Source organism: Mesorhizobium sp. NPDC059054 (assembly GCF_042739215.1).
Classification (GTDB): Bacteria; Pseudomonadota; Alphaproteobacteria; order Rhizobiales; family Rhizobiaceae; genus Mesorhizobium.
This window is the reverse complement of the sequence record NZ_JBHYHV010000016.1, coordinates 1-10,033: the sequence shown is the minus strand read 5'-3', so window position 1 is coordinate 10,033 and position 10,033 is coordinate 1. Positions and strand designations below refer to the sequence as shown.

Annotated in this window: 7 protein-coding genes; 3 read left to right on the top strand and 4 right to left on the bottom strand. The window is 61.5% G+C overall.

All coding sequences use genetic code 11. The features are described 5' to 3' along the window. Window positions 1–495 (top strand): glycine cleavage T C-terminal barrel domain-containing protein (locus ACFWXH_RS31185; protein ID WP_379125305.1); only part of this gene is annotated, 495 nt, incomplete at its 5' end. 236 nt (window positions 496–731) lie between these two features. On the opposite strand, the gene ACFWXH_RS31180 is transcribed toward ACFWXH_RS31185, so the two are convergent. The 3 genes from ACFWXH_RS31180 to ACFWXH_RS31170 all read right to left on the bottom strand — a co-directional run bounded on the left by ACFWXH_RS31180 (window position 732) and on the right by ACFWXH_RS31170 (window position 4,795). After that, window positions 732–2,717: an ABC transporter permease gene (locus ACFWXH_RS31180; RefSeq protein WP_379125304.1), complete on the bottom strand. Its 1,986-nt coding sequence runs from the start codon at window positions 2,715–2,717 to the stop codon at window positions 732–734. Further along, a complete protein-coding gene (locus ACFWXH_RS31175; protein WP_379125303.1) occupies window positions 2,714–3,742 on the bottom strand; it encodes a glycine betaine/L-proline ABC transporter ATP-binding protein in 1,029 nt (342 codons plus the stop codon). Before ACFWXH_RS31175 ends, ACFWXH_RS31180 begins: the two co-directional genes overlap by 4 nt. Before the next feature lie 99 nt (window positions 3,743–3,841). Continuing rightward, the gene (locus tag ACFWXH_RS31170) at window positions 3,842–4,795 is read right to left on the bottom strand and encodes an ABC transporter substrate-binding protein (RefSeq protein ID WP_379125302.1); all 954 of its coding nucleotides are present in this window, start codon (window positions 4,793–4,795) and stop codon (window positions 3,842–3,844) included. A 185-nt stretch (window positions 4,796–4,980) separates the two neighbouring features. Between ACFWXH_RS31170 and torR the strand changes: the two genes are divergently transcribed. After that, on the top strand, window positions 4,981–5,751 hold the full coding sequence (gene torR, locus ACFWXH_RS31165; RefSeq protein WP_379125301.1) for a two-component system response regulator TorR: 771 nt from the start codon (window positions 4,981–4,983) through the stop codon (window positions 5,749–5,751). Here torR and torS read toward each other — a convergent pair. After that, window positions 5,711–8,635 (bottom strand): TMAO reductase system sensor histidine kinase/response regulator TorS, encoded by a 2,925-nt coding sequence (torS, locus tag ACFWXH_RS31160; protein ID WP_379125300.1) that lies wholly within the window; start codon window positions 8,633–8,635, stop codon window positions 5,711–5,713. The two genes, torR and torS, sit on opposite strands and share 41 nt — an antisense overlap. Before the next feature lie 53 nt (window positions 8,636–8,688). On the opposite strand from torS, the gene torT reads away from it, so the two are divergent. Further along, window positions 8,689–9,765 carry a TMAO reductase system periplasmic protein TorT gene (gene torT / locus ACFWXH_RS31155; protein ID WP_054308543.1) on the top strand — a complete coding sequence of 359 codons (1,077 nt, stop codon included), beginning with the start codon at window positions 8,689–8,691 and terminating at the stop codon, window positions 9,763–9,765. The last annotated feature ends 268 nt before the right edge of the window (window positions 9,766–10,033 follow it).

Below are 10,033 nucleotides of genomic sequence, written 5' to 3'. Positions count from 1 at the left end.
GACGCGGTCTGGGAGGCCGGCCAGCCGCACGGGCTGGTGCCGATGGGCCTGGCGGCGCTCGACATGGTGCGCATCGAGGCGGGCCTGATCTTCGCAGGCTACGAGTTCTCCGACCAGACCGATCCCTTCGAGGCGGGCATCGCCTTCACCGTACCGCTCAAATCGAAGACCGACGACTTCATCGGCCGCGAGGCGTTGATCCGGCGCAAGGAGAACCCGATCCACAAGCTCGTCGGCCTGGAGATCGACAGCAATGTCGATGTCGGCCATGGCGACTGCGTGCATATCGGCCGGGCCCAGATCGGCGTGGTCACCTCCTCCATGCGCTCACCGATCCTCGGCAAGAACATCGCGCTGGCAAGGGTAGACATCACCCATTCAGAAGTCGGAACCGAAGTCGAGATCGGCAAGCTCGACGGCCACCAGAAGCGCCTTCCTGCCCGGGTCGTTCCCTTCGCCCACTACGACCCGCAGAAGACCAGACCACGCTCCTGAGGCCGTTTACAGGCGGATCGTTCCACTCCCTGAACGATCCGCCTTTTTTCCATTCCAGAACAGCAGAGCAAAAGGCGAGCATGGGAAAGGGCTCGATCATAAGCGATCGGGCCTGCCGTTGCCGACAATGAAAACATACCGACCCTATCGGTGGGATAGCGTCGATATGAAGCTGTTAGCGCCGGCTGAACACCGACAGCCGGCTGGCCGGGCGCTGGATCAATTTATGTGGAGGCTTAAGCCAGACCCAGCCTGCGCTTCCTCGACGTCGCCCAGGCTGTGATCAGTTGATCCGCTGTCAGGCCCATGAAGGCGACGCAAAGGCCAAGCACCAGACCTTTGCCGGCGTCATTGAAGGTAAGCGCCCGGAATATCTCCTGGCCGATATCCTTGGTGCCGATGAAGGCCGCGATGATGACCATGAACAGTGCGAACATGATCGTCTGGTTGATGCCGAGCATGATTTCGGGGAAGGCAAGCGGCATGCGGATGTTCCACAACAGCTGCCGCCGCGTGCAGCCCGAGGTTATACCGGCCTCGACAATCTCCGCAGGCACGTTGCGCAGGCCGAAGATGGTGTAGCGCACGATCGGGATCAGCGCATAGATGATGATCGCCGAGATCGCCGCGACATCACCGACCTTGAACAGCATGATCACCGGGATCAGGTAGATGAACGAAGGAAACGTCTGGAAAGTGTCGCACAGCAGCTTGGCAATACCGGTGCGGCGTTCGCTGCGTGACGCCCAAATGCCGATCGGCAGGCCGATGATGACGCATATCAAGACTGCAACTGTCACCATATAGGCAGTGATGAGCGACCGCTCCCAATAGCCCGCGAAGGCGATGAACAGCACGAAGCCGAGGACAGTGAGCGCGAGGCGCAGCCCGCCGAGAGCCCAGCCTGCTGCCGCGACCAGCGCCGCTATCGCTGTCCACGGAATACCCTGGAACAGGTCGCGTATCGGGATCAACACGTAGAGCAACATGGCGTTGCGCAGCACCTGTAACGGACCGTAGAGCGTCACCGTCACCCATCGTACAAGTGCATCCCAGAAGGGTGCCGTGCTCAGGGTGAACTGCGAAGGCCAGTTCTGGGCATAGGGCGTGATCGCCGTCAGCAGGAGGGATCCCAGGACGACGAGAATGGCCGCAGCGAGGAACGGGAAACGCTGCAGCCAGCTCGCGTCGGGCGCGACATGTGAAGGCTGCTTGTAGGCAGCCGCACGGCTCAGTTGGTCCAGCGTGATCGCCATCAGCACGATGGCGACGCCGTTTTCGAGCGCCTGCCCGATTTTCAGAGCCTGAAGCCGGAACAGGAGGTCGTGACCGAGACCACGTGCGCCAACGAAGGAAGCAATCACCACCATCGCCAGGCACTGCATGATGACCTGGTTGACACCCACCAGAAGCGACTGGCGCGCGGACGGGATCTCAACCATCCACAAAGTCTGGAAACGAGTGCAGCCGGCCATCTTGCCTGCCTCTCGCACCTCCTCGGCGACACCTTTGAGGCCGAGGATGGTGAGGCGCGCCATCGGGGGAATGGCGAAGATCACGGTGGCGATGGCGCCGGCCTTGTGGCCGACGCCAATGAACACCGCGATCGGGATCAGGTAGGAAAAATGCGGCAGTGACTGCAGCACGTTGAGCAAGGGCACGACGAGGGATTCGAACCACGGTCTCTTCACTGCGAGGATGCCAATGCCGAAGCCGATCAAGCCGGCAATAGGGGCTGCGACCAGCACCACCGACAGGGTGATCATCGAGAGTTCCCATTTGCCGAAGATCGCCATATAGGCGACACAGCCGGCTGAAAGCAGCGCAAGGCGCCAGTCCCTGAGATGCCAGCCAAGCAAGCCGGCCAGTCCCATGATCATGAGCCAGGGCATCGCGGGAAGCCCGATCGCGGGAAAGCCTGCCACGAGCAGTCCTTCGACGATGGCCAGTGGCCAGGTTATAAGCTCGGCAGCGCCGCGCGTCAGGTCTCGAAACGAGAACAGCCCGAAGACCGTATCGTCCCGCAGGTGCTCGACGAGTACGTTGGCCCAATCCACGAACGGGACCGTCCGGTTCTTTGGAACCTGCACGGCCCAATCGGGTAGCATCGATGCCGCGAGCAGAAGGAACAGGAAGGGCAACAGGACGATCAGTGATTTCGTCAGCGGCGTACTCGGCTTGTCCTGGTGCTGCTCTGAGGCGATCAGCGTCGTGGCGCTCATGCCGGCACCTCGGCGCTGTAGAGAGCATCGATCAGGCTATCGCGGCTTAGCGTACCGACAAGCATGCCTGCGTCATCGACGACATCGACCGGCCGCTCCGACGACAACACCTGGCGCGCGACGCTCGCGAGCAGCGCATGCGCTCGCACCGCCGTCGTCTCGGGTGTGCGGGAAGATGCGGGCGCCATGACGGCGCGTACGGACAGAAGGCGGTCGTGGGGAACGTTGCGGGTGAATTCAGCGACATAAGGAGTGGCCGGGTGGGTGACCAGTTCTTCGGCGGTGCCGAGCTGTTCAACAACGCCGTCCTTCATGATGGCGATACGATCGGCCACGCGGATCGCCTCATCGAAGTCGTGGGTGATGAAGACGATCGTCTTGTTGAGCATCTGCTGCAGCCGCAGGAATTCGTCCTGCATCTCGCGGCGGATGAGCGGATCGAGCGCCGAGAACGGCTCGTCGAGAAACCACACGTCGGGGCCGACGGCGAGCGAACGGGCGATGCCAACACGCTGCTGCTGGCCGCCGGAAAGCTCCCGTGGATAATAGCCCTCGCGGCCCTTGAGACCGACCAGTTCTATCACTTCACGTGCGCGAGCCTCGCGTTTCTGCCGATCAGTGCCGCGCACCTGAAGGGGAAAGGCGACATTGTCGAGCACGGTGCGATGCGGCAGCAGGGCGAAGTGCTGGAAGACCATGCCCATCTTGTGCCGCCTGATGTCGATCATCTCGTACTCGCTCGCGGCAAGGATGTCACGTCCTTCGAACATGACCTCGCCCGCGGTCGGCTCGATCAGGCGGGCGAGGCAGCGCAACAGGGTCGACTTGCCTGAGCCTGAGAGTCCCATGACGACAAGGATCTCGCCTGTCATCACCTCGAGAGTCACGTCGCGGACCGCCGGAATGTAGCCCTCGGCGCGAATGGTCTCGATGGACGGTGTGCCCGGCTGGCCGCGCAGGAAGCCGGAGGGATCAGAGCCGTATAACTTCCAGAGGTTACGGCATGCGAGTTTTGTTTCGGACATGTCGTGGAACTGCCTCTCGCCAAAACGACCGATGGGTCGGTGGCACCACGCCCGCGACGGGCGTCGCGATGCCACCGGGACAGGGCGGAGATGCGCCGGTCAGTTGGTGCCGGTCAGCCAGCCTTGCCAACGTCCCTGGTTATCGGCCAGCCATTTGTCGGCTGCCTGTTCGGGCTCCATGTTGTCGATGTCGACCAACTTGGCCTGGACGGCGACGTCCATGTTCGAGAAGTTGACCTTCTGCAGGATCGCATAGGCCTTGGGCCACTTGTTCGGGAACTCCTTCCAGGCGGCGATCTTCAGATAGCCGTCCTTCGGGTTACCGCAGTCGTAGGTAAGTTCCTTGTTCGTGCCCCAGGAAGGATCGTCCTTGCACTTGGGATCATAGGCCGGGAACTCGACGAACTTGCCCTCATAGAGAGCCTCGACGAAATTCGGCGTCCAGTTGAAGAGGACGATCGGCTCCTTGCGCTCGACCGCGGACGCGAGCTCCGCCCACAGCGCCGCAGCCGAACCGGCATTGACGACCTCGAAGTTCATGCCGAGCGCCTCGACGCGTTCGGCGTCATGCTTGAGCCAGTCGACAGGCCCACCCAGGAAGCGCCCCTTGGGCGCGGTCTCGGCCGTCGCGAACTTGTCGGCGCAGGCATTCAACGCTTCCCACGCGGGCAAGCCGGGGCACAGCTCGCCGACATAGGACGGATACCACCACTCTTCGCGCGTCTTGGCGTCATGGGTCGCGGCATCGATGACGCAGCCTTCTTTGACCACCTTTTCGAAGGCGACACCAAAGGCGCCTTCCCAGACCTCGTTCTCGAGGCTGACATCGCCTTCGCACATGGCGGTATAGACGACCTGACTGTCAGACGAGACATACTCGACCTTGGCGCCACCTTTTTCGAGCAGCTTGCCGACGATATGGGCGCCGACGATCTGGCTCGACCAGTTGTGGATCGGGATCTTGATGACGTCGGTCGAATCCTGTGCGAATATAGGATCGGCCGCAAACGCCATGATTGCCGCCACAGATGCGGCATTCGTGAAAATCTTCATTGAACCTCCCGTTTCTTTATGCTGCCATTGGTTCCCATGGAAAGCGGGGCGGCCTCTGCGGGCCGGTGGAGTTCCGCTCCATTCCTGCAAAGATAACGGCGAGAAGTGAACCGGTGTCGCTCGAGGTGTAAAAGTCGTACGTCGGCTTGTTAAAAGATGTTAATGGGTTGGGAGCTTAGGATGGCATGCGGGTTCAGCATCACATCGTGATCGTCGAGGACGATCCGGTCACGCGGGCCAAGCTCGCGGGCTATTTTCTCGCGGAAGGCTATAAAGTCAGCGAGGCCGGTGACGGCGAACAAATGCGAGCCATCATGAGCAGGCAGCCGGCAGACCTGCTGATGATCGATATCAATCTGCCTGGCGAGGATGGGCTGAGGCTTACCCGCGAGCAGCGCGAACGCTCCGATGTTGGCATCATCCTGGTGACGGGCCGTACGGATATGGTCGACCGTGTGGTGGGCCTGGAGATCGGCGCGGACGACTATGTCACCAAGCCTGTCGAGCACCGTGAATTGCTGGCCCGTGTGAAAGGTCTGCTACGCCGCGTCAGCAAAAACAGGCAGCCGCATGCCGGCTTGGCCGTGCGGCATTTCCATGGCTGGACACTCGAGGTAGTGCGGCGCACGCTACAGGCCTGCGATGGCACGTTCGTCGAACTCACCGGCGCGGAATTCAAGCTGCTGGCGGTGCTGACGGCCAATCCCGGCCAGGTGCTGTCGCGCGAGCGCCTCCTGCACGAGATATCGAGGCGGGAATGGGATGCCAGCGACCGCACTGTCGACGTCCTGGTCCGGCGCGTCCGGCGCAAGCTGAAGGACAATCCGCGCACGCCGCGCATCATCCTCACATCGCACGGTGAGGGCTATTTCTTCGCCCCTGATGCCGTTCAACAGAGCGTTGCCGTTCCCGGCTTCACGTCGGATACGCTGGATCGAACGACGCTTCGAGCATGACCTCCCATTGCCTCGCGCCGTCGGCGAATGCCGATTCGCAGGCCTTCACCATTGTTCCGAGCAAACGTGTCGGCGACTGTGCGGCAGCCGCCTCAAGTGTTTCCGCCGCCTCCAGAAGGCGAGGAAAACCAAGGGATCCGGCAGTGCTTCGCGTGGCATGGGCAAGATCGCGAAGGGTTTCGCGATCGCCAGAGGCGATTGCCGCATGCATCGAGTTGAAGCGTTTGGGCAAGCTGTCATGGGCAATTTCATGCAGGCGCCTTACGGCGTCGGAACCGAGGGCGTCGATATCTGCCTTGCAGGCGAACATGTCGAGCGCTTCGGCGGATGCAGTGGATTGCCCGTCCTGCCGGCCTGTCTGAGAAGCGATGGCGTCGAGCAAGTGCTCATGCACGATAGGCTTGGCGACGAAAGCATCGACGCCGGCGTCGAGATAACGTTCGATGTCTGCCTTGAACACATGGGCCGACATGGCGACAACCGGAAGATCCGGCATGGCGAGCACAGTGCGGATACGGTCCATGGTTTCGATGCCGTCCATGCCCGGCATGCTGACGTCCATGACCACGAGGTCTGGCCTGAATTCGGTGATGGCCTCCAGGGCGACATAGCCGGAGCTCACCGCCTTGACCCGGTGGCCAGCCTTTTCAAGCACCTCGCTGGCCACCATCCGCGTCGCGTCATCGTCCTCGACCACCAGCAGGTCTAGTGCGGCTCCAGTCCGGCGGTGCAAGCGCTGGTGCTGACGGGCACCAAGGCTTGCAACCGCAGCCCTGGGCAGATCCATATCGAGAGTGAATGTGCTCCCGATCTCCGGCTGGGAAGAAACCGTAAGATTCGCGCCGATGAGGTGGGCGAATTTGCGGCTGATGGTGAGGCCGAGCCCCGTGCCTCCGAAACGACGCGTCACGGATGCATCCATCTGCGTGAACGGCTGGAAGACGTCTTGCTGACGCTCGGGCGCGATGCCCATGCCCGTGTCGGAAACGGCAATCCGAAGCGACTGGACTCGCTTGCGGTTGGCCATGACGGTGACATCGACCAGCACATGGCCGCGCTCGGTGAACTTGATCGCATTGTTGATGAGGTTGAACAGAATCTGGCGTAACTTGCCGGCGTCAGCATTGAAGGCGCGCCCCAGCTTGGCATCGCAGACGAACCTGAGATCAAGCCCTTTCTCGGCTGCCATCGGCCTCATGAATGCGACGATCCCTCTGACGAGTTTGGCCAGATCGAAGTCGACCTTGTCGATCGCCACATTGCCGGTCTCGACTTTTGAATAGTCGAGGATAGCGTTGAGAATGCCGCGTAGCGCCTCGCCCGAACTGGTCGCGACCGAGAGGTATTGCCGTTGCTTGGGCGCAAGTTTGCTATCCGCCAGCAGGCGCATCATGCCGAGCATGCCGGTCATCGGCGTGCGAATTTCATGGCTCATGGTGGCCAGGAATGCCGACTTGGCATTGTTTGCCTGTTCGGCACGTGCCCGCGCCTCGTTGTGCTCTACCGCCTCCTGGCGCAAGCGCTTGTTGACCAGCCGGATCTGCTCGGTCTGTTCCTCGACCAGTTGCTGCAACTGCTCGCGATGCCGACCGAGCTCGTCGGTGATGCGCTCACGTTCCTGTTCGAGTTCGAGACGCCTGCGCGACTCGTCACGGAACTGGTTGACCGCAACCGCCATCGTGCGCAGTTCGTCGTCACCCTCCTCGGCGACTGCGACCTCGAGATCGCCTGCGGTCAACCGCTGCATCGCCCGCGACAGGCCACTGAGGCGGCGAACGAGATTGCGTTCGACATAGAACCAGACGATGGCACCGGAAGCGAGGACAGCACCTAATAGGGTCACCACGAGCAGGATGACACCGATGCGCACTGCGTTGTCGGCGCGTTCGGCCGTCGTCCTGGCGAAGTCGTCGGAACGGTCGAGAATAGTGCGCGCAATCTGGTTCTGCGTCACAGCGAGGTCTCGATTGGCTTGAGCCAACGCGTCCAGGTGACCAGCAATATCCACGACCCTCTCGCGACGCCCGAAGATCGAGGCCGCGACAGGTACATTTCCGGCGGCTGCCTCGATGACGCCGAACAGTTCCTGGCCCTGCTTGCGCCGCACAGGATCGTCTATGCTGAGGATGCGTCGTTTGATGACTTTCACATGCTCCTGGAAGATGCCGCTGATCTCGGCGATCTCGGCCCTCGTTTCGGCACGACCCAGTCGATTGATGAGCAGACTGATCTGCGCGCTACGATGGCGAAGCTCATACATGCGCTCCATCAGATAGATGTCGTGCTCGATCAGCCGGTCGAGCGCGGTGTAAGCATCCTCGCGCCGCGTCGGATCTCCGATCAACCCATAGAGATTGGCCGTCACCGCGGACGCTCCGGCCGAGGCATTGGAAATCAGAGTCTCCGACAACTGGAGGATCGACTGCGCCGCGTCCGCGGTAGCTTGGGCACTGTCGCGATAGGCCTTGTCCTCCTCCAGCCGTTGCCGCACGAGTTCGTTGTTCTGCTTGAGATTTGCCAGCATCTTCTCGACTGATCCGGCAAAGGCTTCGATAAGGTCGGGATCAATGGCGAGTCGCCGGACTTCGGCTAGCGATTTCACGATCTCCTGGGAGAGCGAAGCGAGCTGTGTCTGCTCGCTCAGCAGGTCGTCCCGGGAATGCACCGCCGCAAGCGCCGGAGCGGTCGCAATCAGCTTAGCACTGAGTTCTGCCGTGCGCTGCGTCGCCGCCACGGCCGGCAACGCCTGGGCGTTCACGACGGCTTGCGCGTCGGCAATGTTGCGCAGGATCAGCCAGCTGACGATGCCGGATGTCAGGGATAGACCAGTGATGCACAGGAAGGCGAGGAACAGCCTCCCGCCGATACCGAGCCGACGAACCATGGTTCATTTAACCATGGTTTGCGCTGCGAACGTAAGCTGTCTAGCGTGCGGGAATGAAGCTGCCTGCATTGTGCCAATTCCCGAGCGTGATCGCGATCGTCATTGCGGTGTTGGGCGTTTCCCAATCCGCCATTGCGGCGCAGGCAAGTTGGAAGCTCAACGCCTGGGAGCCGCCTTTCGACTATTCACGGGCCCCAACGATGATCGATTATGAGCCGGTCGCGCGCGCGGCAAAGCCGTGGCATATCTGCGCTTCTTATCCGCACTTGAAGGATTCATACTGGGTCAGCGTCAATTACGGCATGGTCGAACAGGCGCGTTCGTCAGGCGTCAAACTGACCGTCGTCGAAGCTGGTGGCTATCCGAATCTGGAACGCCAGATCGAGCAGATCCGTACCTGTAGCATCGATGCCGATGCGCTGGTCGTTGGCACAGTCTCCTATGAGGGCCTTACGTCGACGATCAAGGAAATCGCCAAGCGTATCCCTGTCATCGCAGCGGTCAACGATATTGACGACGCCGGCATTTCAGCCAAGACAGGCGTTTCCTGGGAAGAGATGGGCCAGTCGGTCGGCGCCTATCTCGCTCGATTGCATCCCGCTGGCACGATACCCGTCCGGGTCGCCTGGTTCCCGGGACCCAAGGGGGCGGGCTGGGTCAAGTTTGTCGAAGCCGGTTTCCAGCGGGCATTGAAGCAAAGTTCGGCCAACGTCACGGCTGTCAAATGGGGCGACACGGGCGTCGAGATCCAGCTGCTGCTGCTCGAGGAAGTGCTCGAAGCTCAGCCGGACATCGACTATGTCGTCGGCAGCGCACCGACAGCGGACGCAGCAGTCAGCCTGCTGCGGGCTCAGGGCCGCGCCAACCACGTGCAAATCCTCGCCGACTATTTCACGCACGGCACTTTCCGCGAGATCAACCGTGGGAAAGTGGTCGCAGCTCCCACCGACTCGCCTCCGCTTCAAGGGCGTATCGCGGTCGACCAAGCGATCCGGGCCATCGAAGGCACGTTGCGCTATCGCCATGTCGGACCACCGGTGGAAGTGATCGATCGGAAGAATGTGCATTCACTCGACGTCGAACGCAGCCTTGCCCCGGCCTGGTTCAAGCCGACATTCGAGGTGCGCTAGCCGATCACAATTTTTCACATCCCGAGCGATCACTTTCACGTATCACGGGGGACTCGTTCACAGCCGATCATTAGCCTCTCGCAAACCACGAACAGACTGTTGCAGGGAGGACGGCGATGGTTGTGACAGGTAGGGATTATCCCGCCATTGTATCCGGTCCGCCGCGTCCGAGTCTGATCTTCCAGCCCGGACTGCTTCTGCCGGGCAGCGAGCGCTATCATGTGCCGGGCGGCGGTGCCGTCGTCATCGACATGGAGGTCGGCGACAG

Coding starts and splice junctions, on each gene's coding strand:
- torT (WP_054308543.1), top strand. CDS start 8,689: ATGAAGCTGCCTGCATTGTGCCAATTCCCGAGCGTGATCGCGATCGTC.
- ACFWXH_RS31170 (WP_379125302.1), bottom strand. CDS start 4,795: ATGAAGATTTTCACGAATGCCGCATCTGTGGCGGCAATCATGGCGTTT.
- ACFWXH_RS31175 (WP_379125303.1), bottom strand. CDS start 3,742: ATGTCCGAAACAAAACTCGCATGCCGTAACCTCTGGAAGTTATACGGC.
- torS (WP_379125300.1), bottom strand. CDS start 8,635: ATGGTTCGTCGGCTCGGTATCGGCGGGAGGCTGTTCCTCGCCTTCCTG.
- torR (WP_379125301.1), top strand. CDS start 4,981: ATGCGGGTTCAGCATCACATCGTGATCGTCGAGGACGATCCGGTCACG.
- ACFWXH_RS31180 (WP_379125304.1), bottom strand. CDS start 2,717: ATGAGCGCCACGACGCTGATCGCCTCAGAGCAGCACCAGGACAAGCCG.